Origin of the sequence: Gordonia sp. GONU (genome assembly GCF_024733855.1) — a bacterium.
Lineage (GTDB): Bacteria > Actinomycetota > Actinomycetes > Mycobacteriales > Mycobacteriaceae > Gordonia > Gordonia amicalis.
Genome location: NZ_JANRHB010000003.1, coordinates 217,708 through 242,718 on the forward strand (window position 1 = coordinate 217,708; position 25,011 = coordinate 242,718).

Consider the following 25,011-nt stretch of genomic DNA (forward strand, 5'->3'; position numbering starts at 1 on the left):
TTCGGCGTCACTGTTAGAGTTTCAGACGTTGTCTGCCGCATCCGCACAGATCGCCGCATCCCGAACATTGTCGACTGCCGAGCACACGGGGGATCGGGTCGCCACCGACCCGGAACACAGACCTCGCGTGGTCGTTCCTAGGAGGAGTTAGTGCTTTCCCCCCTCTTCGCGGCCATACGGACGCCGGACCTGAGGAAGAAGATCCTCTTCGTTCTCGGCATCATCGTCCTGTATCGCCTCGGTGCGACCGTGCCGTCGCCCGGCGTGGACTACCAGGCCGTGCGGGCATGTCTGGACGAGGTCTCGAACGGTGAGTCGAGCTCGGTCTACTCCCTGATCAACCTGTTCTCCGGCGGCGCGCTCCTGCAGCTGTCGGTGTTCGCGATCGGCATCATGCCGTACATCACGGCGTCCATCATCGTCCAGTTGCTCACGGTGGTCATCCCACGGTTCGAGCAGCTGCGCAAGGAAGGCCAGGCCGGTCAGGCCAAGATGACGCAGTACACGCGTTATCTGGCTGTGGCGCTGGCACTTCTCCAGTCGACCGGCATCGTCGCCCTCGCCGACCGCGGTCAGCTCCTCCCGCAGTCCTGTGCGACCAGCGGTGAGGTCCTCAACGACTCGAGCATCTTCGGTCTCGCGATCATCGTGCTCGTCATGACCGCCGGCGCCTGTGTCGTCATGTGGTTCGGCGAGCTCATCACCGAACGCGGCATCGGCAACGGCATGTCGCTGCTGATCTTCGCCGGTATCGCCGCTCGCATCCCGGCCGAGGGTCGCACCATCCTGAACTCCCGCGGCGGACTCGTCTTCGCGCTGGTGTGTGTCGCCGCGCTGATCATCGTGGCCGGCGTCGTCTTCATCGAGCAGGGTCAGCGCCGCATCCCGGTGCAGTACGCCAAGCGCATGGTCGGCCGCAAGATGTACGGCGGGTCGTCGACCTACCTGCCGCTGAAGGTGAACCAGGCCGGCGTCATCCCGGTCATCTTCGCCTCGTCGCTGCTGTACCTGCCGCAGCTGATCGTCGAACTGACGCGCAGCACCGACGGCACGCAGTCGACCTGGCAGGAATACGTCACCAGGTACCTGACCGATCCCAGCAACGGGGTCTACATCGCGGTCTACTTCCTGATGATCATCTTCTTCACGTACTTCTACGTGGCGGTGACGTTCAATCCGGAGGAACGCGCCGACGAGATGAAGAAGTACGGTGGCTTCATCCCGGGCATCAGGCCGGGCGCCCCGACCGCGGAGTACCTGGGCTACGTGCTCAGCCGCATCACTCTGCCGGGCTCGATCTACCTCGGTATCATCGCGGTGCTGCCGAACCTGTTCCTCGAGATCGGTAACAGCGGCAACGTCCAGAACCTGCCATTTGGGGGCACGGCCGTGTTGATCATGGTCGGTGTGGGTCTGGACACGATGAAACAGATCAACAGTCAGTTGATGCAACGCAAGTACGAAGGATTCCTCAAGTGAGACTCGTTATTCTCGGCCCCCCCGGCGCAGGTAAAGGCACCCAGGCGGAACTGCTGAGCGAAGCCCTCGGCATCCCGCACATCTCCACCGGTGACCTGTTCCGCGCCAACATCTCCCAGGGCACCCCGGTCGGCATCGAGGCCAAGAAGTACCTCGACGCAGGCAACCTGGTCCCGTCCGAGATCACCGTCGACATGGTCCGTGCGCGCGTGAGCGAGCCGGATGCGACCAAGGGCTTCATCCTCGACGGATTCCCGCGTTCGACCGAGCAGGCCGACGCGCTCAAGGAGATCCTGGCCAACCTCGACGCCTCGCTCGACGCCGTGCTGTCCTTCGTCGTCGACACCGACGTCGTCGTGGAGCGCATGCTGGCCCGTGGTCGCGCCGACGACACCGAAGAGGTCATCCGCAACCGGATGGACGTCTACACCAAGGAGACCTCGCCCCTGCTCGACTACTACGGCGATCAGGTCAAGACCATCGACGCGGTGGGCGACATCCAGGATGTCCACCAGCGTGTGCTGAGCGCTCTCGGCGCCGGCGTTTCCTGACGTCCCGCCGACTGCGTCCGCTCATGGGCTTTCGTAAACGTAAGCGCGTCCCGTTCCGCTCTGCCGGCGAGCTGGATGCGATGGCGGCGGCGGGCGCGGTCGTCGGAGCAGCCCTGGTGGCCGTTCGCGCCGCCTCGAAGCCGGGGGTGAGCACCCTCGATCTCGACGAGGTCGCCGAGACGGTGATCCGCGAAGCCGGGGCCGTGCCGTCCTTCAAGGGCTACCACGGCTTCCCGGGATCGATCTGCAGTTCGGTGAACGAGGTCGTGGTCCACGGAATCCCGTCGGCCGATGTCGTTCTCGCCGAAGGCGATCTGGTGTCCATCGACTGTGGTGCGGTCCTCGACGGCTGGCACGGCGACTCGGCCTGGACCTTCGGTGTCGGAGAGCTGTCGCAGGCCGATGCGGAGCTGTCCGAGGCCACCAGGCTCTCGATGGAGGCCGGTATCGCCGCCATGGTCGACGGCGCCCGCCTGACCGACATCTCCCATGCGATCGAACTCGGTACCCGCGCCGCCGAGGAGAAGTTCAGCCGTCCCTTCGGCATCGTCGACGGGTACGGCGGTCACGGCATCGGCCGGGAGATGCACATGGACCCGTTCCTCGCGAACGAGGGCGCGCCGGGCAAGGGCCCGCTGCTGGTGATCGGGTCGACGCTCGCGATCGAGCCGATGCTGACTCTCGGCACCGTGGACACCACTGTCCTCTCCGACGATTGGACGGTCGTCACCGACGACGGATCTCGCGCCGCCCACTGGGAACACACGGTCGCGGTCACCGCCGACGGTCCGCGGATTCTGACTCCCCGCCCGGAATGAGGTTCTCGCCCTCTGGGTGTTGAACGCCGCCATCGGCCCCCCGCTGCCGGCGTCCCGCAGTGCTAACCTGGCCGGGTCATCTGCTGGGGAGGTCCATGGCGATGGGTGATGCCGTAGGTCTGTCGATCATCGGCGGCTGGATTCCGCTGACGGTGACGGTCCTCGGTGTGGTCGCGGTCCTCTGGCTGATTCTCTCGCCCCGGAAGCGCCATCTGTTCGTGGTGGTTCCGGTGACAATTGCCGTGACAGTCGTGCTGGCCCTGCTGGTGCGTCGTTTCATCGAACATTCCTGGGGCGAATCGGTTCCCGTGGCGGTGTGCGCATGGGGTGCGGCCGGCGTTCTCGGCCTGCTGCTGTCGGTGCCCCGTCTCGTCGCCGGACGCGGCGTCGTCCAGAGATCTGTGACCGTACTGGCCGCAGTGCTGGCTGTCGTGCTCGGGCTCTCGCACGTCAACACGTTCTATGCCTGGTACCCGACCGTCGGTGCGCTCATTCACGACGAGGGTGCCCCGACCGTCTCGGTGGCGCAGGTCGCTCACCATCAGCGAGTCGTCGATCTGCCGGAGTGGCGCCCGTCCCGCGACATCGGACGTCACGGGAGGATTCTGACGGCCGGGATTCCCGGTAGCGTTTCGGGTTTCCGAGCCAGACCGGCCAAGGTCTACCTGCCGCCGGCCGTCTTCGATCCGGTCTCACCTCGGCTTCCGGTCCTGGTCTTGCTGGCCGGTCAGCCCGGTTCGCCGGAGGATTGGCTGTTCGGGGGCCGGCTGGCGGCGACCATGGACTCCTATGCGAGCGCTCACGACGGCCTGGCACCGATCGTGATCCTGGCCGACGGCACCGGCAGCATCTTCGGCAACCCGCTCTGCTTGGATTCCCGGCTGGGGAGGGTCGCGACATATCTGACCGACGATGTCGCGAGCTGGGCGCGCAGGACACTTCCCGTCGCCGAGACGGACCGGCGGGCGTGGGCCATCGGCGGGCTTTCGTACGGCGGCACGTGCGCACTTCAGCTGGCCACGACCCGTCCGGGGATGTACCCGACGTTCCTGGACCTCTCCGGCGACGCCGAACCGTCTCTCGGTTCCACGAAGACCACAGTCGACGCGGCGTTCGGGGGCGACGCGGCGGCCTTCCGGGCGGTGACACCCCTCCATCTGTTGGCGAGCCGGCGCTACCCCGAGTCGGCGGGGGCGTTCGTCGTCGGACGCGGTGACCGTTCCACACGGCCGGCGGTGGTGACGTCGTACCGGGCGGCGCGGGCGGCCGGCATGGACGTCCACTACTCCGAGGTTCCCGGTGGGCATACTTTCACGGCGTGGGCGGTTGCTCTCCGGCAACAGACGCCATGGCTCGCCCAACGTCTCGGGCTCGGGCCACCCGGACAGCCGACGCATGGTCCAGTTGTGCGCCGAAATCGCCCGGAGCGCATCGAATACGGGACATTGCCGAACAAGGAGGCACTGCGGGGCAGCGCGCCGTCGTACGGTTGACCATGCACTTCGACGTGTCGTGGTCCTCTGCTGTCCGCCGGTTGCCGTTCACCGCCGCGCTCGCCATCGCGCTTGCGGTCGTCGGGGTGGCGACCGGGTCGCTCTGGAGCCGGGCGAACGACAAGGCCTGGTATCACGAGGTGGCCTTCGGTCTGCCCGCTCTGCGTGAGGGCAAGTGGTGGACGCCGATCAGCTCCGCCTTCGTCGAACCCGGCCCGTGGCTGTACGTCATCGCGTTCGTGGTCGTGATCGTCGGAATGGGTTGGGCCGAGTGGCAACTGGGCACCGTGAAGGCGATCCTGGTCGGCGTCGGCGGCCACCTCGTCGCCGGCTTCCTGACCGTCGGTCTGCTGTGGCTGCTGTCGACCGAGGTCACCTCCTGGCGGTGGGCCGAGGAGCTGGCCGATTCGCGGGGGACCGGTGTCGGCGCCCTGGTCGTGTCCGCGGTCGCGGTGGCCTCGGCGACCGTCCGGTCACCGTGGCGCCTGCGCGTGCGTGTGCTGATGGGTGCGGTTGTCGCCATCGCCTTCCTGTTCCAGGGGACGCTCGCCTCCGTCGAATACGTTCTCGCAGCGGTCATCATGCTGGTGATCGGGGAGAAGTTCTTCGCCACCAAGGAACGCGGCTACATGCCGCGCACTCGGCGTGAGGTCCGGATGCTGGGCTGTGCCGCGCTGCTGGTGATCGCGGCGGCGAACCTGATGGTCTTCCTGTTCCCCGGGGACGGCCCGCTGGGCCCGACCGACGCGGGCGACGCCTCCGTGTTCACCATGCTGATCGGTCTGGTGATCAACGTGCTGATCGCCGACCAGCTGCGGCGGGGAAAGCGCTGGGCCTGGTGGGTCGCGGTCGTGATCGGCGCAGTGAACGTCGTCGCGACGGTGTTGACGGTCGTCCTCGTCATCTTCACCGACGTCTCCACCGAGGGGGCGGTGACACTGGGAACCACATTGCTGTGGGCGTTGTTGCTCGCCATCCTGATCCCCGGCCGGTTCGCGTTCGCCGTCCCGTGGCGGGTGCGGCATGTGGGCGCGGGAGATGACGCCGACGCCGACCCGGTCGACCGGGTCAAGGCGCTCCTGCGTGAACACGGCGGCGGCACGATGTCGTGGATGACGACCTGGCCCGGCAATTCCTATCAGTTCACCGGCAGTGCGGATGATTCCGCGGGGCAGTCGGTGGTCACCTACCAGAACCACGTCGGGACCCTTCTGGCACTGGCAGATCCGGTGTGCGCACCGGAGCGGGGCAAGGCGGCGGTCGACGCCTTCATCGAGCTCGCGGAGCGATCCGGTGCGACGCCGTGCTGGTTCTCCATCGGGTCGTCGACATCGGAGATCGTCACCGAACGCGGTTGGCTCAGCGTGCAGATCGCGGAGGACACGATCGTCGACCTGCCCGGCCTCGAGTTCAAGGGCAAGCCGTGGCAACACGTGCGGTCGGCGATGAACAAGGCCGGCAAGCAGGACATCTCGATGAAGATGGTGACCCTCGCCGACGAGTCCTTCGCCGTGCGTACCCAGGTCCGCGCCATCTCCGAGGAATGGGTGGGGGACAAGGGCTTACCGGAGATGGGTTTCACGCTCGGCAGTGTGGAGGAGGCGATGGACCCCGCGGTGCGGGTCGCCCTCGCCGTCGATCCGGACGGCAACGTCCACGGTGTGCTGTCGTGGCTCCCCGTGTACGGGCCCGGCGGCGGGGTTGCGGGTTGGACCCTCGACATCATGCGGCGGCGGACCGACGGTTTCGGTCCCGTCGTCGAGTACCTCATCGCCTCCTCGGCTGTCGCGTTCAAAGACGAGGGCGCACAGTTCATCTCGCTGTCGGGTGCGCCGCTGGCCCGCACCGGGGATTTCGATCCCGAGCCGCTCGACAAACTGCTCGACGCGCTCGGCGCAGCGCTCGAACCTTACTACGGCTTCCGGTCGTTGCACACGTTCAAGAAGAAGTTCAATCCGCGCTACGAGCCCGTGTACCTGGCTGTTCGCGACGAAGGTGATCTTCCCCGCATCGGTTTGGCCGTATCGCGCGCCTATCTGCCCGACGCCACCGCCGGGCAGTTGCTCAAGCTCGCGGCGGCCGGCAAGGAGGCGTAGGCCGCCCGGCAACCGGTATGCTCGACCTGGACGACCGTACCGGTTGTGACACCCACCGGACACCCAGTTGTCACCGGATCACCCCCGACTCGTTCGCGGGATGTCCGAATCGATCTGAATACTCCCCCGGGTGCCCGCGGTCACCGAACGAGTCCTTCCCCAAGTGGGGCGCCGACGTCCGTGGCGCACCTATGCGCTCTTTCTGGCGATCGTGGGCCCCAATCTCGTGCTCTTGGGGGTGTTCACCTACCGTCCCTTGATCGAGAACATCCGAATGTCGTTCTACGACTGGAACATCTCGTCGCCGGGGGCAACCTTCATCGGGTGGTCGAATTACCGGGAGTGGGCGACGCGCTCCGATACCTGGACGATCGTCTCGAACACCGTCGTCTTCACCGTCGTCGCGGTGGCGGGGAGCATGCTGATCGGACTGGTGCTCGCCATGCTGCTCGACCGGGCGCTCCGAGGTCGGAACCTGGTGCGTTCGGTGGTTTTCGCGCCGTTCGTGATCTCCGGTGCGGCGATCGGCATCGCGTTCCAGTTCGTCTTCGATCCGCATTTCGGTCTCATCAACGACCTGATGACCCGATTCGGCCTCGGCTCGGCACCGGACTTCTACCAGCAGCCCGGCTGGGCACTGTTCATGGTGACGGTCACCTATCTCTGGAAGAACATCGGCTACACGTTCGTCATCTACCTGGCCGCGTTGCAGGCGCGACGGGTCGACCTCGACGAAGCCGCCCAGATCGACGGTGCCAGTGCGGCAACCCATTTCCGCCGGGTGCTCTTGCCGCAGCTTCGTCCGACGACGTACTTCCTGTCGATCACCGTGATGCTCAACTCGTTACAGGTCTTCGACATCATCAACGTGATGACGCGGGGAGGACCTCTGGGTAACGGCACCACCACGATGGTCTACCAGGTCTACGAGGAGTCGTTCCGCAACTTTCGAGCCGGCTACGGTGCCACGGTCGCGACCATCATGTTCGTCGTCCTGCTGGTGATCACCGTTGCGCAGGTGCGTGTCATGGATCGGGAGAGTCGATGAACGACGTGAGCAGGCATCGTCTGGTGACCGCCTGCGGCTACGCGGCCATGGTGCTGGTGGTGGTCGTGGTGGCGCTGCCCTTGGTGTGGATCGTCCTGGCGTCGTTCAAGGACCGCTCCGAGATCTACGTCCAGCCGGCGGTCTGGTGGCCGTCCAGCTGGCACCCCGAGAACTACACGGAGGCAACGACATCCGTGCCGTTCTGGCAGTTCCTGCGGAACTCCGTCATCGTCACGTGTGTCCTGACCGTGGCGAAGTTCGTCCTGGGCGTGCTCAGCGCCTACGGGCTGGTGTTCTTGCGGTTTCCCTTCAAGAACGTCGTGTTCATCCTCATCATCGCAGCGCTGATGGTGCCCAATCAGATCACCGTCATCACCAACTATTCCCTGGTCGCGCAACTCGGCTTCCGGAACACCTTCATCGGCATCATCCTCCCGCTCGCCGGTGTCGCCTTCGGCACCTTCCTGATGCGCAACCACTTTCTGTCCATCCCCGCCGAGATCATCGAGGCCGCTCGGATGGACGGCGCGGGTCATGTCCGGCTGTTGCTGCGGGTCGTACTGCCGATCTCGATCCCGACCATGGTCGCATTCGCGCTCATCACCCTGGTCAACGAATGGAATGAGTACCTGTGGCCGTTCCTGATGGCCGACGACTACTCGGTGGCAACGCTGCCGGTAGGTCTCACGCAGCTGCAGAACAACGACGGCGTCACCAACTGGGGACCGGTGATGGCCGCGACCGTCCTGGCGATGCTCCCGATCCTGATCGTGTTCCTGGTACTGCAACGCCAGATGATCAAGGGCCTGACCTCCGGTGCGGTCAAAGGATGACCAGCACGGGCTCCACGTATCCGACGAACAACGAACAAAGGGGTATGACACCATGACCGATCTCTCGCGCCGGGGCTTTCTCGCCGCGGCAGCCGCCGCAGCCGCCGGTCTCACTCTGGCCGCCTGTGCCGGTTCCGGAGACAGCGGGGGCGATTCCGCCGGCGGAGACGCCAACACCCTCACCTTCTGGTCGAATCACCCCGGTAAATCGGCCGATGTGGAGAAGGAACTGATCAGCCGGTTCGAGGCCGCCAACCCCGACATCAAGGTCAAGCTCGTGGACGGCGGCAAGAACTACGAAGAGGTCGCCCAGAAGTTCAATGCGGCGCTCTCCGGCGGATCGGTGCCCGACATCGTCGTCCTGTCGGATGTGTGGTGGTTCAACTTCGCTCTGCAGGGCGCGATCACGCCGCTCGACGACCTGTTCGGCAAGGCCGGCGTCAACACCTCGGAATATGTTGCCTCGCTGGTCGAAGACTACAACTGGAATGATCAGCACTGGGCGTTGCCGTACGCCCGGTCGACGCCGCTGTTCTACTACAACAAGGACGTGTGGGCGAAGGCCGGACTGCCCGATCGCGGTCCGGCCAGCTGGCAGGAGTTCGGTGAGTGGGGTCCGCGGATCCAGCAGGTCGTCGGCTCGGGCAAGAAGGCCCACGGCTGGGGTAACGCCACCGACTACCTGGGCTGGACCTTCGAGGGTCCCACCTGGACCTTCGGTGGTGCCTACTCCGACCAGTGGGACCTGAAGTTCACCGATCCCAAGACGATCGAGGCCGCGCAGTATCTGTCCGACTCGATCAACAAGGACAAGTACGCCGCGATCTCCAACGACATCGCCGCCGACTTCAGTGCCGGGATCATCGCGTCCACCATCGCGTCGACCGGTGACCTCTCCGGTGTCACCAAGGATGCCAAGTTCAGCTTCGGCACGGCCTTCCTGCCTGCGCCGGACGGAACAAAGGGCTGCCCGACCGGCGGCGCCGGCCTCGCCATCCCGGCGAAGATCTCCGATGAGCGGAAGGTGAACGCGCTCAGGTTCATCGACTTCTTCACCAACACCGCCAACACCGCGTACTTCTCGCAGAACGTCGGTTACATGCCGGTGCGGACCGGGGCGGCCGACGACCCGTCGATGAAGAAGTTCCTGGCCGAGAACCCGAACTTCAAGACCGCCATCGAGCAGCTGCCGAACACCAAGTCGCAGGATTACGCCCGGGTGTTCCTGCCCGGCGCCGACAAGGTGATCGGCACCGGCTACGAGCAGATCGGTCTGCGCAACGCCGATGTCACCAAGACCCTCGGCGATGTGCAGCAGCAGCTGCAGCGGATCTACGACGGACAGATCAAGTCCAAGCTGCCGAACTGATCACGCACCCCGTAACCATCTCTGACAGCAAGACACAGGGCAGGATTCGATAGTTCATGGCTTCAGTGACCTTCGACGCGGCGACCCGGCGGTTCGCCGACGACCTACCACCCGCGGTGGATTCGCTCGATCTCGACGTCGCCGACGGCGAGTTCATGGTGCTCGTCGGCCCGTCGGGTTGCGGTAAGTCGACCAGCCTCCGGATGGTCGCGGGCCTGGAGTCGGTCGAATCGGGGGCCATCCTGATCGACGGCGTCGACGTCGTCGGGATGGCCCCCAAGGCGCGCGACGTCGCAATGGTGTTCCAGAACTATGCGCTGTACCCGAACATGACGGTCGCCGACAACATGGGCTTTGCCCTCCGCAATGCCGGTATGAGCAAGCCGGACACCGGCAAGCGTGTGGCCGAAGTCGCCGAAATGCTCGACATCGCACATCTTCTCGACCGGAAGCCCGCCAAACTGTCGGGGGGACAACGGCAGCGGGTGGCGATGGGACGTGCGATCGTCCGGCGTCCCAAGGTCTTCTGCATGGACGAGCCGTTGTCCAACCTCGACGCGAAGCTGCGGGTCAGCACCCGCGCGCAGATCGCCGCGATGCAGCGGGAACTGGGTGTCACGACGCTGTACGTGACACACGACCAGATCGAGGCGATGACCATGGGGCACCGGGTGGCCGTCCTCGACCATGGTGTGTTGCAGCAGGTGGGCACTCCGCGGGAGATCTACTCCAGGCCGTCGAATCTGTTCGTCGCATCGTTCATGGGGTCGCCGCAGATGTGTCTGATCAACGGCCGCATCGACGACGGTGTCGTGCGTCTGGGCGCGGCACACCTACCGGTGCCCGACTCCGTCCTCGCCGCTGCGAACTCCTCGGAGGTGGTCGTCGGACTCCGCGCCGAATCGTGGACGGTCTCGACGGTCTCGCACGACGGGGCGCTGCGCGGGACGGTTGATCTGGTCGAGGAACTCGGCGCCGAACAGTTCGTCTACTGCAGTGCCGATGTCCCGCTGCGGAACAGCCGTATCGTCGTTCGCGTCGACCATCGGCGCACCATCGATGTCGGTGACGTGGTCGGTCTGGTGCCGGAGCCCTCCGAGACCTACTGGTTCGACCCGGTCACCGGTGCCGCACTCGACGATCCGCTGCGCCACGACCTCAACTCGTGACGATCCCGGCGTGTTCGTCGACGGCGACGACCCGATCCGGCCGCGTGTAGACCACCATCGACTCGCCGCGGGAGAACCCGATCAGGGTGATGCCGAGCTCGTCGGCGAGATCGGCGGCGAGCGAGGACGGCGCCGACACCGCGCTCAGCATCGGGATGCCCGCCATCGCGGCCTTCTGCACCAGTTCGAAGCTCGCCCGGCCGGAAACCTGGAGGACGGTGCCGGTCAACGGGAGTCGGTCGGCGAGGACCGCCCAGCCGACGACCTTGTCGACGGCGTTGTGCCGGCCCACGTCCTCACGGACGACGAGCAGTTCGCCGTCGGCGTCGAAGAGCGCCGCCGCGTGGAGCCCGCCGGTCTTGTCGAAGACGTCCTGCTCGACGCGTAGACGGTCGGGGAGACCCAGCAGCGTGTCGACGTCGACGGTCAAGGTGTCGGCCGCCGGGTCGTGGGCCGACGCGGTGTGGACGGACTCGATGCTGTCCTTCCCGCAGACACCACAGGCACTGGTCATGGTGTTGTGGCGGACGACGCCGGATGCGGGCGGCCGAACGTGGGCGGCCAGCGAGACGTCGACGACGTTGTAGGTGTTCGCGCCGGTGGAGTCGGTACCCGCGCAGTACCGCGCGGTGGAGTAGTCGCTGCCGGCGATGATGAGACCCTCGGAGACGAGGTATCCGGCCACGAGTTCGAAATCGTGGCCGGGGGTACGCATGGTGACGCTCAGCTGTCGACCGCCCACGCGGATCTCCAACGGTTCCTCGACGGCGAGGGTGTCGGCACGCTGCGTCGGGGCCGCATCGCGTCGGATGCGGGTGACGCGCCGGCGTGCGGTTATTCGTCCCACGGTTCGACCCTAGTCGTCAGACGTCGAGAATCAGGGTGACCGGTCCGTCGTTGACCAGGCTCACCTGCATGTTCGCTCCGAACCGGCCGGTGGCGACGGTTGCCCCGGCGGCGCGCAGGGCGTCGGCGACCGCGTCGACCAGCGGCTCGGCCACCGGGCCCGGGGCCGCGGCGTTCCAGGACGGGCGTCGTCCCTTGGCGGTGTTGGCGTACAGGGTGAACTGGCTGATGACCAGGATCGGGGCGTCGATGTCGGCGGCGGCTTTCTCGGGGCCGTCGTCGCCGTTGAAGATCCGCAACCGCCAGATCTTGTCAGCCAGCTTCGCGGCATGGTCGGCGGTGTCGTCGTGGGTGGCGCCGACGAGCGCGACCAGGCCCGAACCGCCGGCCGGGATGTCGAGTTCGCCGACGACCTCGCCGTCGACGCTCACGCGGGCTTGACTGACTCGCTGGATGACGGCTCGCACCGGTCCAGGATGCCAGGCGCGCGTGGCTCTTTCGCGACAGGGGAGACCCGGAGAGCTACCTGATCTCGATGTCCCCGTCGAACTCGTACGGGGTGGCCGCGGGCTTGCATCCACGGAAGGAGGCGGTGGGTGCCGGGCCGTTCACCCCGACCTTGTTGTCGTCCTCGCCTGCGCCCTTGCGTACGGTGATCTGCACCGCGAGTGCGTCCTTCAGCGGAGCGGGGACGAGGTTGGGCTCGGTGCCGGTGATCGGGTACACCAGCGACGCCGTGTTGCCCTCGGTGTGGATGCACGTGATCGGTCCCTTCACCTTGAACGGGAGGGGATTGTCGTCGTCACCGGCCAGCAGGGTCGCGACGTAGGTTCCGGTGGTCTTGCCCTCCGCGTCGGTGGTGCCCTCGGCCGTGATCTCGAGGATCTCGAGGTCCGGCGCGATCTCGAGTTCGCCGGAGACCTTCAGCGACTTGGTCTCGGCGGCGTCGGCCGGCGCGGTGACCCCCAGGGTCGCGACCAGTGCGGCCGCTGCGGCGACACCGGTGGCGGTGAGTGCGCGTACTCGGATACCCGTCATGACAATCTCCTTCGCTAGACTCCGCTCTCCTATTCCCCGGCCCCCCTCACGGTAGAAACCGCGTTCCGGCGGTGTTATCGGGTTGTGACCCAGCTGTTGTCGATCCGTGGCGAAGATTCTTCGCGCACCGGGCAATTCGGGTGCGCATCACGTCGAACGAGCTCAGTTGAGCGCGAACGTCACCGTGACCGTGAAGGTCAGCTCCTGCTCGCCGGGTTCGATGGGGACGGGGGCTGCGGCGACATCGCGCTCGAACGAACCGGGGGAGGCGGGCTGCTCCTGGCCGCTGGTCGTCTCCTTGACGGTCAGGACCTTGCCGAGATCGTCGCCGGCCAGCGAGGCGTACTGCTCGGCGCGCCCCCGGGCGTCGTTGAACGCCGTTTCCCGGGCCTCCTCGAGGAGTTGAGAATCGTCGTCGATGGCGAAGGCGACATTGCTGATCCGGGTGTTGTCGCCGCCCGCGGTGGCGGCCGCGCTCAGGATCGTCGAGGCCGTGGAGATGTCGCGGATGGTGACCCGGATGGAGTTGGTCGCCACATATCCGCTGATCTGACCGGAACCGCCGGGGACCGGGCTCGAGTACTGCGGGGTGACCGAGACCTGCTGGGTGGCCACGTCCTTGCGTTCCACACCGGCGCCGACGATCGCGTCGGTGACCGCGCGGATCTTCTCGCTCGTCTCGTTCACCGCGGTGGTCACGTCGCCGGCCGTCGACTCGACGCCGATGTCGGCGCGCAATGTGTCGGGGGCGCCGCTGACCTGTCCGGAGCCGACGACGGTGACCGACCGTTCCTGATCGACGGCCGCGTCGCTGCCGCACGCGGCGAGCGTGAGAGACAGCGCCGGGACGGCGACGGCCACGCCCCCGAGGCGTCTGAGGCCCTCGAGGGTCTTCCTCGCGGCGCTCATCGATCGACCGGGTCCCGCATCAGCAGCGCGAGTAGCCAGCCCACGACCGAGACGACGATCGCGCCGAAGATGGCCGACCAGAAGAAGTCGTCGACCTCGAGACCCCAGTGCGTGGTGTTGCGGGTGATCCACGCGGTGATCTCCAACATCAATGCATTGATCACGATGTGGATGAGCCCCAGCGTCAGGATGTAGAAGGGGATCGAGATGATCTGCACGATCGGCTTCACGAAGGCGTTGAGGACGCCGAAGATCACGGCCACGACCAGTGCGATCCCGATCTTCTCGGCCGTCGTCGACCCGCCGACGAACTCGATGCCCGGGACGATCAGCGTCGCCACCCACAACGCCACCGCGGTGCACACGGTGCGGACCAGAAATGCCAGCATGGGCAACAGTCTGCCAGTACGGTCGTGCCGAAATCGTGGTCTCGTGTCCGAACCATGTGGATGGCCGGGTAGATCGGCACGCATTTGGACTGTTCTCGCAGTTCGCGTAACATAGATCGTCGGTGCGTCTCGCGTGCCGGTGTTCGCGTGCCCCCACGCGGATCCGGAGACGCTCGCACCGGGTGCAGGTCCTTGCGGACCGGTGCCCACACCCTAACGGACAAACACTGATTCAACCGGGCCAACGACGCAGCACCATCCGGGTGTCGCGGAAACGGCCAGGATCGCGGAGGACATGGCGAAGAAAGACGGGGCCATCGAGGTCGAGGGTCGAGTGATCGAACCCCTGCCCAATGCGATGTTTCGTATTGAGCTGGAGAACGGACACAAGGTTCTCGCCCACATCAGCGGCAAGATGCGGCAGCACTACATCCGCATCCTGCCCGAGGATCGGGTCGTCGTGGAACTCTCGCCCTACGACCTCGGTCGTGGGCGGATCGTGTACCGCTACAAGTAAGACTTTCCCGGCGCCGCCGGGAGAAGACTTCCCCGACATCCGTCTGGGAGGAGACCGACACCCACGTGTACGGCCGCGTTTCGGCGTGCGCGCGGGCGAGCCGAGCAGGAGAGATTGACGTGAAGGTTCAGCCGAGCGTCAAGCCGATCTGCGAGAAGTGCAAGGTGATCCGCCGCAACGGTCGGGTCATGGTGATCTGCGAGAACCTGCGTCACAAGCAGCGTCAGGGCTGATCACGCGCACCCCTCCGGGTCGCTTGAGTCAGAACAACTGAAGAACGACAACCGAATATCAGAAGACCTCTCAGCACCAGCGGCGACAGACGAGTCACCGCCTACCTCCGGATCAGAGGCCGGAGCCCGCGAGGTGTGGACACACGGTCCGCACACAGCTCACGGGACGGACTGGGAGAAGACCTCTGGACATCGAAAAGGAAATCCGCCACATGGCACGTGTTGCTGGTGTGGATCTCCCCCGCGAAAAGCGGCTGGAGATCGCACTGACCTACATCTACGGAGTTGGACGCACCACCTCCAAGGAGATCCTCGCGGGAACGGGCCTCAGCCCCGACCTCCGCGCGAAGGATCTCACTGACGCAGACGTCTCGAAGCTGCGTGAGTACATCGAAGCCTCGGTGAAGGTCGAGGGTGACCTGCGTCGCGAGGTGCAGGCCGATATCCGTCGCAAGATCGAGATCGGCTGCTACCAGGGTCTGCGCCACCGTCGTGGCCTGCCCGTCCGTGGACAGCGCACCAAGACCAATGCCCGCACTCGCAAGGGCCCGAAGAAGACCATCGCCGGGAAGAAGAAGTAATGCCTCCGAAGTCACGTAGCGCAGGCCCCAAGAAGGGCACCCGCCGTCGCGATAAGAAGAACGTCCCGCACGGCCACGCACACATCAAGTCGACGTTCAACAACACCATCGTGTCGATCAGCGACCCCAGCGGAAACATCATCAGCTGGGCGTCGTCGGGCCACGTCGGTTTCAAGGGCTCGCGCAAGAGCACCCCGTTCGCGGCTCAGCTCGCGGCCGAGAACGCTGCGCGCAAGGCCCAGGAACACGGCGTCAAGAAGGTCGACGTGTTCGTCAAGGGACCGGGCTCGGGTCGCGAGACCGCCATCCGCTCCCTGCAGGCAGCCGGCCTCGAGGTCGGCACCATTTCCGATGTCACCCCGCAGCCGCACAACGGTTGCCGTCCGCCCAAGCGGCGTCGGGTCTAGCGGGAAAGGGAGGAACAGAGAAACATGGCTCGTTATACCGGCCCCGCAACTAAGAAGTCTCGTCGTCTTCGCGTCGATCTGATCGGTGGAGACGCTGCGTTCGAGCGTCGCCCCTACCCGCCCGGCCAGCACGGCCGCTCGCGGATCAAGGAGAGCGAATACCTCCTGCAGCTGCAGGAGAAGCAGAAGGCCCGCTTCACCTACGGAGTGATGGAGAAGCAGTTCCGTCGCTACTTCGAGGAGGCGAATCGTCGCACCGGCAAGACCGGTGACGAACTGCTGAAGCTGCTCGAGACCCGTCTCGACAACGTCGTGTACCGCTCGGGCATCGCGCGGACCCGTCGTCAGGCTCGCCAGCTGGTCAGCCACGGCCACTTCACCGTCAACGGTGTGAAGGTCGACGTCCCCAGCTACCGCGTCAGCCAGTACGACATCATCGACGTCCGTCCGAAGTCGCTGCAGACCGTCCCGTTCCAGATCGCCAAGGAGCTCGTCGGCGATCGTCCGGTCCCGGGTTGGCTCCAGGTCGTGCCCTCGACCCTGCGCATCCTCGTGCACTCGGTGCCCGAGCGCGCTCAGATCGAGGTCCCGCTGCAGGAACAGCTCATCGTCGAGTTCTACTCCAAGTAGTTCCTCGAGCAAGACCAGCCCGACAGCTACCTGCTGTTCGGTTCACCCTCGAGGCCGTCATATAGCGGGCGGCCAAAGGAGAAAACGAAATGCTCATCTCACAGCGACCCACCCTCACCGAGGAAGTCATCGCCGAGAACCGGTCGAAGTTCGTCATCGAACCGCTCGAGCCGGGCTTCGGTTACACCCTCGGTAACTCGCTGCGTCGTACTCTGCTCAGCTCGATCCCGGGTGCTGCGATCACCAGCATCCGGATCGACGGTGTCCTGCACGAGTTCACCACCGTCCCCGGGGTCAAGGAAGACGTCACCGACATCATCCTGAACCTCAAGGGCCTCGTGGTCTCCTCGGACGAGGACGAGCCGGTCACCATGTACGTGCGCAAGCAGGGTCCGGGCACCGTCACCGGCGCCGACATCGTGCCCCCGGCCGGTGTCACCGTGCACAACCCCGATCTGCACATCGCAACCCTGAACGACAAGGGCAAGCTCGAGATCGAGCTCGTCGTCGAGCGGGGCCGCGGCTACGTGCCGGCCGTGCAGAACAAGGCGTCGGGTGCCGAGATCGGCCGTATCCCGGTCGACTCGATCTACTCGCCGGTGCTCAAGGTGACCTACAAGGTCGAGGCCACCCGTGTCGAGCAGCGCACCGACTTCGATCGGCTCGTGCTCGACGTGGAGACCAAGAACTCGATCAGCGCGCGTGACGCGCTGGCGTCGGCGGGCAAGACCCTGGTGGAGCTCTTCGGGCTCGCCCGGGAGCTCAACGTCGAGGCCGAGGGCATCGAGATCGGGCCGTCTCCGGCGGAGGCCGACCACATCGCGTCGTTCAGCCTGCCGATCGAGGATCTCGAGCTGACCGTCCGTTCGTACAACTGCCTCAAGCGCGAGGGTGTTCACACCGTCGGCGAGCTGGTTGCCCGGACCGAGTCGGATCTGCTCGACATCCGCAACTTCGGCCAGAAGTCGATCGACGAGGTCAAGGTCAAGCTGCACGCGCTCGGCCTGTCCCTCAAGGACAGTCCGGCCAGCTTCGATCCGTCGCAGGTCGCCGGTTACGACCCCGCCACCGGTACGTGGTCGGAAGACGCGTCGTTCGACGCCGATTCCGGTGAGGATTTCGCCGAAACCGAACAGCTCTAGTCGCGTCGCCGCGGCAAGCTGTCACGCTCGCCCAAACCCTGACTTCCCGCTCGAGCGATCGGGAGTCCTCCTAGGAGAAGACAATGCCCAAGCCCACCAAGGGTGCCCGCCTCGGCGGGTCGGCCAGCCACCAGAAAGCGATGCTGGCGAACCTCGCCACCTCGCTCTTCGAGCACGGCCGCATCACCACCACCGAAGCAAAGGCCAAGCGCCTGCGCCCGTACGCGGAAAAGATCATCACCCACGCCAAGGCCGGCAAGCTGGCCAACCGTCGTGAGGTGCTGAAGGACATCCGCAACAAGGACGTCGTGCACACGCTGTTCGACGAGATCGGCCCGTTCTTCGCCGATCGCAACGGTGGTTACACCCGCATCATCAAGACGCTGCCGCGCAAGGGTGACAACGCCCCCATGGCCGTGATCGAGCTGGTGCGCGAGACCACCGCGTCGAGCGAGGCTTCGCGCGCGACCCGCGTCGCCGCCTCGAAGAAGGCTGCGGAGACCGAGAACGTGGTGGAGGCTGTCGAGGCCGACGCCACCGACGCCGAGGTCGCCAACGCCGAAGCTGTCGCCGAGGCCGTCGACGACGAGTCGACCGCCGCCACCGCCGTGGAGGCGGAAGAGGCGACCGACCCCGCTTCGTCCGACACAGACGACGACAAGAAGTAGTCGACTGAGTCGAGAACTGCTGACCGAACCCGTCGGCCCGGATTCCGGTGCCGGCGGGTTCTGTCGTCTGCGCTTCGACCTCGGCTACGACGGCACCGATTTCGCCGGATGGGCACGGCAGATCGGTCAGCGCAGTGTGTGCGAGGAACTCGAGACCCGGTTGTCGACGATCCTGCGGGTGCCGGTCCGGCTGACGGTGGCCGGGCGGACCGACGCCGGTGTGCATGCGACGGGGCAGGTCGCGCACGCCGTCATCCCGGCCTCGGCGCTGGAGACCCGGTCGATCGGCGGGGACCCGTCGACCCTCGTCGGTCGACTGGCGAAGATGTGCCCGGATGACATCCGGGTGAAAGAAGTCCGGGTGGTACCTGACGCATTCGATGCGCGGTTCTCCGCGCTACGACGCCACTACCGGTACCGCCTGGACGATTCGCGCTGGGGCCCGGAACCCGTGGTGGCCCGGACCACGGCGACGTGGCGCCGACCGCTCGATGTGCGAACGATGAATGCCGCGTCGTCGGAGTTGTTGGGGCTGAACGATTTTGCCGCCTTCTGCCGTCGACGCGAGGGCGCGACGACGATCCGCGACCTCCAGCGTTTCGAGTGGACCCGCGACCCGGACGGTGTCCTCGTCGGTGAGGTCACTGCGGATGCGTTCTGCTGGTCGATGGTGCGGTCGCTGGTGGGTGCCGTCGCGAGCGTCGGCGACGGCCGGCGCGGCATCGACTGGTGTCGAGGACTTCTCTCGGAGAAGGTGCGCAGCCCGCAGGTTCCGGTGGCGGAGGCCCGCGGACTGTGTCTGGTTGGCGTCGACTATCCGGCCGACGACGAACTAGCCGCCCGCAACACGGTGACCCGCGACGTGCGCGGATCCACCGGTTGCTGCGGCGGCTGAGGTAGCCCTGCTCCCTGAGTAGCCCCGGAGCGTATCGAAGGGTCAGTTCCCGAGCTTGAGGCCGTTCTTGTCCCGGACGCTGCCGGTCAGCATCATGATGCCGTCGACGAGGGCCCAGATCGCCACGCCGAAGATCAGCACGAACCCGATCAGGAAGATCGCGGTGATGTAGCCGATGATGGTCAGACCGAGCTGGATACCGCCGATGGTGTTGTCGCCGATGTAGAAGCGGCCGACGCCGAGCGAGCCGAGGAAGATCTGGAGCAGACCCGCGACGAGCTTCGACTTGTCCGACAGCGGTTCGCCGGTCGCGGGATCGCGACCGTACGGAGCGGTGGGGTCCGGTGCGCCGGGATATCCGTAGCCAGCCGGTGCCCCGTACTGGGGTGCCCCGTACTGGGGTGCACCGTACTGAGGTGCTCCGTACTGAGGTGCTCCGTATTGAGCGGAACCGTACTGCGGCGAGGTGCCGTACTGCTGCTGGGCGTCATACCCCTGCGGTGACTGGTAGCCCTCGGGCGCACCGGGAGACGGCGGTGCCGCGTATCCCGCGTTGGGGTCGGTGCCGTGGGCCGGGCCGCCGTTCTGGGAGGTCTCCGCAGGCGGGGGCTGTTTCACGAACGGGTCGTACGGCTTGTCTCCGGGGTTCTCCGGACTGGTCATCGGGGTCGTCCTCCTCGGTATGGTCCTGCGTGGTGTCGAGCGTGCTCGGTGGTCGTGCGGTCAGGCCATCGCGGCCAGCGTGCGGGCGTAGTTGACGCGACCCGAGACGTCACCCATGGTGACCGGCGAAAACGCCGGGATGTTGGTGACGTGCAGGAAGCCGCCCGCGCCGCGCACGATCACCTGGATGTAGCCGCTGGTACTGCGTTCCTTCATCAGCAGGAACAGCAGGCTGAGAAAGCACACCATGAAGAACCCCACGATGGCCAGTACCAGACCGGTCTGTGACATCCGTTCGGTCGACACGGACATGTCGGTGACGGTCCACTGGGTACCGGAGATCGGACAGGTGCCCGAAGGCGTGATGACGAAGTTCTGGGTGCACGTGATGTCGCCGATCACGACGAGCGGTTGCTCGGGGATCGGTGCCGCGCCGTACTGGTACTGAGTCGGATCCGACTGTGGCGCACCGTAGCCGGGCACGGCGAAACCGGGGCTCGAGTCGTACTCGGAACGTTGGTGCGGGAACGGCGTGGTGCCGTCGGGCCCGCCACCCGGGTAGGTCATGGACCCATGGTGGCACAGACCTCCGACACGGGACGGCGGTGTGCTCGCTCAGGTCGCATTGCGTTCGTCTTCGAACGCCTCGAGTACCTCCTCGACCGTGTCCTCGTCGCCGGTGAACTGCTCGGGATGTGCTCCCTCGGACATCAGATGACGCCAGTTCAGCGGGTCGAACACGATGGGCTCGTGCCGCGAGATGAAGTCGATGACCACTCGGCAGAAGCGTTCCGGATCGTCGTGGAACGGGAAATGTCCGGAGCCGACAAAGGTTTCGAGTTCGGAGTGCGGAATCGCCGAATGCGCGAGTTCGGCGTGGTGATACGGGATGACGATGTCCTCGTCACCCCATACGAGCAGCACGGGGAGGCGTTCGGTGAGGTAGCTGCGGTCGAGCATCGTGACCGACTGTCCGCGCCAGTCGACCACGGCTCGCAGTGTTCGCAGGAACGCCGAACATGCCGTCGGGTCGGCGAGGCCGCCCAGGACGCGCATCAGGTCCTCGTGATCGGCGAGAAGGCGCCTGGGTGTGGTGCTCGCCGGCGCGAACGGGAGTACCGGGGCGGCCGCGGCGGCCTTCGCGGCGGCCCGGAGTCCGGGTACGACGCCCGGGATTCGGAGTGCCGACAGGGCCTGGTGGACGACTGGTAGGGAGATCAGGCGCAGGGCGGGGTTGACCTCCCTGGTCACGCCGCCGGCGGCGACGAGGACCAGGCGCTCGACGAACCGCGGGAACTGATAGCAGAACTGCATCGCCACACCGCCGCCGAGTGAGTGCCCGACGACGGTGACCTTGGAGTGCCCCAGGACGACGAGGAGATCGCGCATCCCGTTGGCGAAAGCCGGGACCGAGTAGTCGGCCCGGGGTTTGTCGGAAAGGCCGTGGCCGAGGAGATCCGGCGCGATGACCGTGTAGTGCTGGGCCAGGATCGGGATGACCTCATCCCACGTCGACGAGTTGTCGCCGATGCCGTGGATGAGCAGCAGGGCGGGACCGCTGCCGGCGATCCGGTAGGCGCGACGGTAGCCGTGGATCGTGTGGTACTCGACGCGGACGTCGGTGTCGGTGACGGGTCGCAAGGACGGGCCTGGTGTCTTCGACGGACCGGGGGTCTTGGACTGCACTGTGGTTCCCCCTTCTTGCTCGAGGTGTGCTGCTTTCCTCGAGTAAACCCCATCTCGTGGGAGGTCGCGCGCCGGTATGTGAGTGGGACGGATGACCAGGCCGGCCGTCGCCCGGACCTCCACCGGAATTCATCTGTTGGTCCGGTCCGAACAACCGTCTCACCTGCGCGAACCACTACTGTTGGCGCTGATGAATCCGTTCGATGTCGAATCCTTCGTGGCCACCGGTGGCCTGGTCGGTCTGTGCGTCCTGGTCTTCGTCGAGACCGGATTGCTGGTCGGTGTCGTCTTCCCCGGTGACTCGCTCCTGTTCACCGCGGGTGTCTTCGCCGCGCAACCCGACCCGTTCGCACCGGTCTGGCTGGTCATTCCCCTGGTGGCGCTGGCCGCGGTGGCGGGGGACCAGTGCGGCTACCTCATCGGTCGACGGCTGGGTCGCGGTGTCGTCGAGGGCCGGATGATGCGGAGCATCGGTCCCGAATATGTGGTGAAGACCAACGCCTTCTTCGACCGATTCGGTCCGCTGACGGTGTTTTTCGGCCGGTTCATCGGGATCGTCCGAACGCTGACGCCACTCGTCGCGGGCTTCAGCGGGATGTCGCACCGTGTGTTCACGCTGTTCAGCGTTCTGGGTAGCTTCGTCTGGGCGGGCGGGATAATCCTGGCGGGCTACCTGCTCGGCAACGTGCCGGTCGTCCGCGACAACATCGAGATCCTCATCATCGGATCTGTTTTCACGGTCGTGGTGCCGATGTTCGTGCACGCGGCGCGGCGCTGGCGGGAGACGCGACGACGGCAACGCGCCGTCGTGCCGGTGGACTCGGCCCCGTCGGAGAAACAGGTCCCGCCAGAAGCGACGTGAGACCCCGATCTATCCGAGGTAGGGATCTTCCCGCGGCAGCGTGGTACCCGAGAAATCGTCGGCGATGGTGGCCGCGAGCTCGACGAACGACCGCTTGGCGTCCTTCGACATCAGCTCGAGGTCGACGTCGGCGCCCTCCGCGAGATGGTCGTCGAACGGGATCTTGTGGACCGCACGGCACCTGGTCAGGAAGTGCTGGCCCAGCTGATCGGTGTCGATGGTCGACGACCCGGGACGCGACGAACTCAGCACAACGACGGCCCGCGACACGAGGTGCCCGAAACCGTGGGCCTCGAGCCAGTCCAGGGTCGCACCGGCGCTGCGTGCACCGTCGAGCGCCGGCGAGCTGACCAGGATGATCGTGTTGGCGAGGTCGAGGACACCGTTCATCGCCGAGTGGCTCAGACCGGTGCCGCAGTCGGTGATGATGATGTTGTAGAACCGCTGGAGGATGGTGACGACCCCGCGGTACTCCTCCTCGTTGAACGCCTCGGCCACCGCCGGATCACGTTCGGAGGCAAGCACTTCCAGGCGGCTAGGTGCCTGGGATGTGTGAGCCCGGACATCGGAGTAGCGGTACACGTTCTGATCGGCGAGCAGATCGCGGACCGTGGACCGCGTCTGCTGCGGGATCCGCTGGGCGAGCGTGCCGAGGTCGGGGTTGGCGTCGACGGCGATCACCCGGTCACCGCGCAGGGACGCGAAGGTCGAGCCGAGGCCGACGGTGGTCGTCGTCTTGCCGACGCCGCCCTTCAGCGACAGCACCGCGATCCGATAGTCGCCCCGCACGGGCCGGTTCACGCGTTCGAGGAGCTGCTGATGGGCGATGTCGCCCTGTGACTCACCGGGGTTGATGGCGCCGGCCGACAGGGTGTGGACCGCTCGTCGCCATCCGCGGCTCGGTGCACGACGCGCCTTGCGGATCAATGCGACCTCGTCCAGCGACGGTCCGCCCGGTGGCGGGCCGTAACCCGCAGGCATCGGCTGACCCGGATATGCGGGTGCGGGGCCGGTGCCCGGGCCGAACTGTCCCGGCGGCATCTGACTGTTCACCATCGGCGGGCCGGCGGGGCGGGCCGGGACGTGGGCTCCGGACTCCGGGAACGACGGAGGCAGGTGAGGTGCCGGTGGGGATGACTGGTCGAACGGGGGAGTGGGCCCGGCGTGGATGGGCGGTCCGGGCGGAGGCGTGTACGGGTCGGCTGCCGGATTCGTAGCGGGGAACCGGCCCGGCTCGGGCGCGGGCGGAACCGGCGGTGGCGTGTACCGACCGGCGGTCGCGGGCGTGGTGCGGCCAGCGGGATTCGTCTCGGGTGGACGCGGTGCGTCGTGGCCGGGCGGCGCCGTGGCCTTCGGCTGGGTGTGGCCGGGGATCGGCGGTAAAGCGGTGTCTAGGCCGTCTTTCGACGAGGGCGGTGGCGCCGGTGCCGACGGTGGTTGCGGAGCCGGTGCGGCCTCCGGGGGAGGCGGTGCGAACTGCAGCCACGGCGGTGGTGCCGGCGCGTCGGCGCCGTTCGGCGTCGAGTTCTCGTACGTCATCGGGAATCCTCTGGTCTTGCGGCCGGGCCGACCGGGCGAGCGGTGATCCGTGCGCGAGCATGATCACCGGCGGCATGCGAGGATCTGCTTGCACTGTGATCGACTCCGGCAGCGTCGACGAGAGTGTACCCAAGGGTGTGAGAGGATTTCGGACGAGATCCACAGTTCGTCTCACACCTGGGTTCGAGATATCGGATTCGGCGTGTGGTGGCGTTGATCGGATTGTGGCAGGATCAGGCACTTGAATCCCAGGTGCGAGGCGGGGCGGCACCGTGGTCATGGTGATGCATGACGCGGTGACCGTATCTGGGAGGTGGCTTCGTCGAACGAAAATTCGATGGAACCGGGAGGAACCCCGTCTGCGTCTAATTCGGCGTGAAGGGGGGTTCGGCTTCGATGAGCTACACCGATGAGACGGCAACGTATGCCGATGACGCGCGCGACGACGATCCGTGGGCGCCTGTGCATCAGTTCTCACAAGCACGTTCGCGATCTGGTGGCCTGGCCGTCCGGACAACGGCCCAAGGTCTGCCGGTTGCCGTGCACATCGCGTCCACCGAACTCGACAAACATCCCGAACTGCTGGCTGCTGACATCCTGCGCCTGTGCAAGCAGGCCGCGATGTCGGCCGGAATCCGGTTGCGGGAGAACCTGCTCGCGGCCGGAGTCGATCGCGATCTCGTCAACGAGATGAAGCTGCCGCGTCCGGAGGATCTGTCCGCGGCCGAAGAGCGTGACGACGAGGAAGCCGACGCCATGACGTCGTGGTTGCGCCGATGAGCTGGGCCATGGACGAACTCGAGGCGCGTGCCGCCCGTCAGCTGGACGGACTGCGATCTTTCCAGGAGAACCTCGAGGCGATCACGGTGGCGGTGACCTCGGCCGACGGTCTGGTGACCGCCGAGGTCGACGCGAAGGGGGCCCTGATCGATCTTCGCCTCGAGCGTGGCGCGAACGAACTCGGCGCCGCACGGCTGGGTGAGCAGATCGTGGCGACTTCGGCTCTTGCCGCACAACGGGTCTACGCCCGCGTGGCGGCCGTGACCGAGGACTTCAACGAATCGTTCGGCGACATGCTCGGTGCGCGTCCGGCGGGTGAATGACACCGACCGGCCGACAGGTGGCCGACCGAGAAAGACTTGCACTCACG

29 protein-coding genes are annotated in these 25,011 nt (G+C 66.2%); 20 read left to right on the forward strand and 9 right to left on the reverse strand.

Annotated elements, in window-relative coordinates:
* Positions 1-150: 150 nt before the first annotated feature.
* From secY to NWF34_RS04520, 9 genes are all read left to right on the forward strand, one after another.
* Positions 151-1,479 (forward strand): preprotein translocase subunit SecY, encoded by a 1,329-nt coding sequence (secY, locus tag NWF34_RS04480; protein WP_024497735.1) that lies wholly within the window; start codon positions 151-153, stop codon positions 1,477-1,479.
* The gene (locus NWF34_RS04485; protein ID WP_024497736.1) at positions 1,476-2,030 is read left to right on the forward strand and encodes an adenylate kinase; all 555 of its coding nucleotides are present in this window, start codon (positions 1,476-1,478) and stop codon (positions 2,028-2,030) included. Before secY ends, NWF34_RS04485 begins: the two co-directional genes overlap by 4 nt.
* Positions 2,031-2,053: 23 nt before the next feature.
* A complete protein-coding gene (gene map, locus NWF34_RS04490) occupies positions 2,054-2,848 on the forward strand; it encodes a type I methionyl aminopeptidase (protein ID WP_024497737.1) in 795 nt (264 codons plus the stop codon).
* A 101-nt stretch (positions 2,849-2,949) separates the two neighbouring features.
* A complete protein-coding gene (locus NWF34_RS04495; protein ID WP_309148625.1) occupies positions 2,950-4,341 on the forward strand; it encodes an alpha/beta hydrolase-fold protein in 1,392 nt (463 codons plus the stop codon).
* A 2-nt stretch (positions 4,342-4,343) separates the two neighbouring features.
* Complete coding sequence (locus NWF34_RS04500) at positions 4,344-6,437, forward strand: bifunctional lysylphosphatidylglycerol flippase/synthetase MprF (RefSeq protein WP_258324300.1); 2,094 nt, start codon at positions 4,344-4,346, stop codon at positions 6,435-6,437.
* Positions 6,438-6,567: 130 nt separating this feature from the next.
* Entirely contained in the window at positions 6,568-7,485 is a 918-nt protein-coding gene (locus tag NWF34_RS04505; protein ID WP_006360190.1) for a carbohydrate ABC transporter permease, read from the forward strand.
* Positions 7,482-8,318 carry a carbohydrate ABC transporter permease gene (locus tag NWF34_RS04510; RefSeq protein ID WP_024497740.1) on the forward strand — a complete coding sequence of 279 codons (837 nt, stop codon included), beginning with the start codon at positions 7,482-7,484 and terminating at the stop codon, positions 8,316-8,318. The genes NWF34_RS04505 and NWF34_RS04510 overlap by 4 nt, the downstream gene beginning before the upstream one ends.
* A gap of 52 nt (positions 8,319-8,370) precedes the next feature.
* Positions 8,371-9,687: an ABC transporter substrate-binding protein gene (locus NWF34_RS04515; RefSeq protein ID WP_258324301.1), complete on the forward strand. Its 1,317-nt coding sequence runs from the start codon at positions 8,371-8,373 to the stop codon at positions 9,685-9,687.
* A gap of 56 nt (positions 9,688-9,743) precedes the next feature.
* Positions 9,744-10,856 (forward strand): ABC transporter ATP-binding protein, encoded by a 1,113-nt coding sequence (locus NWF34_RS04520; RefSeq protein WP_024497742.1) that lies wholly within the window; start codon positions 9,744-9,746, stop codon positions 10,854-10,856.
* Here the strand turns inward: NWF34_RS04520 and fdhD are convergent.
* From fdhD to NWF34_RS04545, 5 genes are all read right to left on the reverse strand, one after another.
* Positions 10,846-11,703 carry a formate dehydrogenase accessory sulfurtransferase FdhD gene (fdhD, locus tag NWF34_RS04525; protein WP_006360186.1) on the reverse strand — a complete coding sequence of 286 codons (858 nt, stop codon included), beginning with the start codon at positions 11,701-11,703 and terminating at the stop codon, positions 10,846-10,848. The two genes, NWF34_RS04520 and fdhD, sit on opposite strands and share 11 nt — an antisense overlap.
* A gap of 16 nt (positions 11,704-11,719) precedes the next feature.
* Entirely contained in the window at positions 11,720-12,169 is a 450-nt protein-coding gene (dtd, locus tag NWF34_RS04530) for a D-aminoacyl-tRNA deacylase (protein WP_159404900.1), read from the reverse strand.
* 55 nt (positions 12,170-12,224) lie between these two features.
* The gene (locus tag NWF34_RS04535; protein WP_258324302.1) at positions 12,225-12,740 is read right to left on the reverse strand and encodes a hypothetical protein; all 516 of its coding nucleotides are present in this window, start codon (positions 12,738-12,740) and stop codon (positions 12,225-12,227) included.
* Between the two features lie 162 nt (positions 12,741-12,902).
* Positions 12,903-13,649 carry an SIMPL domain-containing protein gene (locus tag NWF34_RS04540; protein WP_159404898.1) on the reverse strand — a complete coding sequence of 249 codons (747 nt, stop codon included), beginning with the start codon at positions 13,647-13,649 and terminating at the stop codon, positions 12,903-12,905.
* The gene (locus NWF34_RS04545; RefSeq protein ID WP_006434603.1) at positions 13,646-14,038 is read right to left on the reverse strand and encodes a phage holin family protein; all 393 of its coding nucleotides are present in this window, start codon (positions 14,036-14,038) and stop codon (positions 13,646-13,648) included. Before NWF34_RS04545 ends, NWF34_RS04540 begins: the two co-directional genes overlap by 4 nt.
* A gap of 295 nt (positions 14,039-14,333) precedes the next feature.
* Between NWF34_RS04545 and infA the strand changes: the two genes are divergently transcribed.
* The 8 genes from infA (at position 14,334) to truA (ending at position 19,111) form a co-directional block, all read left to right on the forward strand.
* Complete coding sequence (infA, locus tag NWF34_RS04550) at positions 14,334-14,555, forward strand: translation initiation factor IF-1 (protein WP_005170487.1); 222 nt, start codon at positions 14,334-14,336, stop codon at positions 14,553-14,555.
* Positions 14,556-14,674: 119 nt separating this feature from the next.
* A complete protein-coding gene (gene rpmJ / locus NWF34_RS04555; protein WP_005207978.1) occupies positions 14,675-14,788 on the forward strand; it encodes a 50S ribosomal protein L36 in 114 nt (37 codons plus the stop codon).
* A 212-nt stretch (positions 14,789-15,000) separates the two neighbouring features.
* On the forward strand, positions 15,001-15,369 hold the full coding sequence (rpsM, locus tag NWF34_RS04560; protein ID WP_006360180.1) for a 30S ribosomal protein S13: 369 nt from the start codon (positions 15,001-15,003) through the stop codon (positions 15,367-15,369).
* Complete coding sequence (rpsK, locus tag NWF34_RS04565) at positions 15,369-15,776, forward strand: 30S ribosomal protein S11 (protein ID WP_004023536.1); 408 nt, start codon at positions 15,369-15,371, stop codon at positions 15,774-15,776. The genes rpsM and rpsK overlap by 1 nt, the downstream gene beginning before the upstream one ends.
* Before the next feature lie 24 nt (positions 15,777-15,800).
* A complete protein-coding gene (gene rpsD / locus NWF34_RS04570; protein ID WP_005197585.1) occupies positions 15,801-16,406 on the forward strand; it encodes a 30S ribosomal protein S4 in 606 nt (201 codons plus the stop codon).
* An 89-nt stretch (positions 16,407-16,495) separates the two neighbouring features.
* Positions 16,496-17,548 (forward strand): DNA-directed RNA polymerase subunit alpha, encoded by a 1,053-nt coding sequence (locus NWF34_RS04575; protein ID WP_005197582.1) that lies wholly within the window; start codon positions 16,496-16,498, stop codon positions 17,546-17,548.
* An 83-nt stretch (positions 17,549-17,631) separates the two neighbouring features.
* Positions 17,632-18,216 carry a 50S ribosomal protein L17 gene (gene rplQ / locus NWF34_RS04580; RefSeq protein ID WP_159404897.1) on the forward strand — a complete coding sequence of 195 codons (585 nt, stop codon included), beginning with the start codon at positions 17,632-17,634 and terminating at the stop codon, positions 18,214-18,216.
* A gap of 19 nt (positions 18,217-18,235) precedes the next feature.
* The gene (gene truA, locus NWF34_RS04585) at positions 18,236-19,111 is read left to right on the forward strand and encodes a tRNA pseudouridine(38-40) synthase TruA (protein ID WP_191835022.1); all 876 of its coding nucleotides are present in this window, start codon (positions 18,236-18,238) and stop codon (positions 19,109-19,111) included.
* A 42-nt stretch (positions 19,112-19,153) separates the two neighbouring features.
* On the opposite strand, the gene NWF34_RS04590 is transcribed toward truA, so the two are convergent.
* The 3 genes from NWF34_RS04590 to NWF34_RS04600 are packed head-to-tail and all read right to left on the reverse strand — an operon-like array spanning position 19,154 to position 21,460.
* Positions 19,154-19,774, reverse strand: coding sequence for a TM2 domain-containing protein (locus tag NWF34_RS04590; protein WP_024497749.1), 621 nt, complete (start codon positions 19,772-19,774; stop codon positions 19,154-19,156).
* A gap of 60 nt (positions 19,775-19,834) precedes the next feature.
* A complete protein-coding gene (locus NWF34_RS04595) occupies positions 19,835-20,341 on the reverse strand; it encodes a hypothetical protein (RefSeq protein WP_159404895.1) in 507 nt (168 codons plus the stop codon).
* Between the two features lie 48 nt (positions 20,342-20,389).
* Positions 20,390-21,460 carry an alpha/beta fold hydrolase gene (locus NWF34_RS04600; RefSeq protein WP_191834493.1) on the reverse strand — a complete coding sequence of 357 codons (1,071 nt, stop codon included), beginning with the start codon at positions 21,458-21,460 and terminating at the stop codon, positions 20,390-20,392.
* A 190-nt stretch (positions 21,461-21,650) separates the two neighbouring features.
* Here NWF34_RS04600 and NWF34_RS04605 point away from each other — a divergent pair, with 190 nt between their 5' ends.
* The gene (locus NWF34_RS04605) at positions 21,651-22,322 is read left to right on the forward strand and encodes a DedA family protein (protein ID WP_159404893.1); all 672 of its coding nucleotides are present in this window, start codon (positions 21,651-21,653) and stop codon (positions 22,320-22,322) included.
* A 9-nt stretch (positions 22,323-22,331) separates the two neighbouring features.
* Here the strand turns inward: NWF34_RS04605 and NWF34_RS04610 are convergent, their stop codons facing one another.
* On the reverse strand, positions 22,332-23,861 hold the full coding sequence (locus NWF34_RS04610) for a MinD/ParA family protein (protein ID WP_159404892.1): 1,530 nt from the start codon (positions 23,859-23,861) through the stop codon (positions 22,332-22,334).
* A gap of 396 nt (positions 23,862-24,257) precedes the next feature.
* On the opposite strand from NWF34_RS04610, the gene NWF34_RS04615 reads away from it, so the two are divergent.
* Entirely contained in the window at positions 24,258-24,641 is a 384-nt protein-coding gene (locus NWF34_RS04615; RefSeq protein ID WP_024497754.1) for a hypothetical protein, read from the forward strand.
* A gap of 8 nt (positions 24,642-24,649) precedes the next feature.
* The gene (locus NWF34_RS04620; RefSeq protein WP_006434593.1) at positions 24,650-24,964 is read left to right on the forward strand and encodes a YbaB/EbfC family nucleoid-associated protein; all 315 of its coding nucleotides are present in this window, start codon (positions 24,650-24,652) and stop codon (positions 24,962-24,964) included.
* Positions 24,965-25,011: the final 47 nt, after the last annotated feature.

Bases quoted from the DNA above. Each gene is read 5' to 3' on its own strand.
- map (WP_024497737.1), top strand. From the start codon at position 2,054: ATGGGCTTTCGTAAACGTAAGCGCGTCCCGTTCCGCTCTGCCGGCGAG.
- NWF34_RS04495 (WP_309148625.1), top strand. From the start codon at position 2,950: ATGGGTGATGCCGTAGGTCTGTCGATCATCGGCGGCTGGATTCCGCTG.
- NWF34_RS04500 (WP_258324300.1), top strand. From the start codon at position 4,344: ATGCACTTCGACGTGTCGTGGTCCTCTGCTGTCCGCCGGTTGCCGTTC.
- NWF34_RS04510 (WP_024497740.1), top strand. From the start codon at position 7,482: ATGAACGACGTGAGCAGGCATCGTCTGGTGACCGCCTGCGGCTACGCG.
- NWF34_RS04515 (WP_258324301.1), top strand. From the start codon at position 8,371: ATGACCGATCTCTCGCGCCGGGGCTTTCTCGCCGCGGCAGCCGCCGCA.
- NWF34_RS04520 (WP_024497742.1), top strand. From the start codon at position 9,744: ATGGCTTCAGTGACCTTCGACGCGGCGACCCGGCGGTTCGCCGACGAC.
- NWF34_RS04535 (WP_258324302.1), bottom strand. From the start codon at position 12,740: ATGACGGGTATCCGAGTACGCGCACTCACCGCCACCGGTGTCGCCGCA.
- NWF34_RS04540 (WP_159404898.1), bottom strand. From the start codon at position 13,649: ATGAGCGCCGCGAGGAAGACCCTCGAGGGCCTCAGACGCCTCGGGGGC.
- NWF34_RS04545 (WP_006434603.1), bottom strand. From the start codon at position 14,038: ATGCTGGCATTTCTGGTCCGCACCGTGTGCACCGCGGTGGCGTTGTGG.
- infA (WP_005170487.1), top strand. From the start codon at position 14,334: ATGGCGAAGAAAGACGGGGCCATCGAGGTCGAGGGTCGAGTGATCGAA.
- rpsM (WP_006360180.1), top strand. From the start codon at position 15,001: ATGGCACGTGTTGCTGGTGTGGATCTCCCCCGCGAAAAGCGGCTGGAG.
- rpsK (WP_004023536.1), top strand. From the start codon at position 15,369: ATGCCTCCGAAGTCACGTAGCGCAGGCCCCAAGAAGGGCACCCGCCGT.
- rpsD (WP_005197585.1), top strand. From the start codon at position 15,801: ATGGCTCGTTATACCGGCCCCGCAACTAAGAAGTCTCGTCGTCTTCGC.
- NWF34_RS04575 (WP_005197582.1), top strand. From the start codon at position 16,496: ATGCTCATCTCACAGCGACCCACCCTCACCGAGGAAGTCATCGCCGAG.
- rplQ (WP_159404897.1), top strand. From the start codon at position 17,632: ATGCCCAAGCCCACCAAGGGTGCCCGCCTCGGCGGGTCGGCCAGCCAC.
- NWF34_RS04590 (WP_024497749.1), bottom strand. From the start codon at position 19,774: ATGACCAGTCCGGAGAACCCCGGAGACAAGCCGTACGACCCGTTCGTG.
- NWF34_RS04595 (WP_159404895.1), bottom strand. From the start codon at position 20,341: ATGACCTACCCGGGTGGCGGGCCCGACGGCACCACGCCGTTCCCGCAC.
- NWF34_RS04605 (WP_159404893.1), top strand. From the start codon at position 21,651: ATGAATCCGTTCGATGTCGAATCCTTCGTGGCCACCGGTGGCCTGGTC.
- NWF34_RS04610 (WP_159404892.1), bottom strand. From the start codon at position 23,861: ATGACGTACGAGAACTCGACGCCGAACGGCGCCGACGCGCCGGCACCA.
- NWF34_RS04615 (WP_024497754.1), top strand. From the start codon at position 24,258: ATGAGCTACACCGATGAGACGGCAACGTATGCCGATGACGCGCGCGAC.
- NWF34_RS04620 (WP_006434593.1), top strand. From the start codon at position 24,650: ATGGACGAACTCGAGGCGCGTGCCGCCCGTCAGCTGGACGGACTGCGA.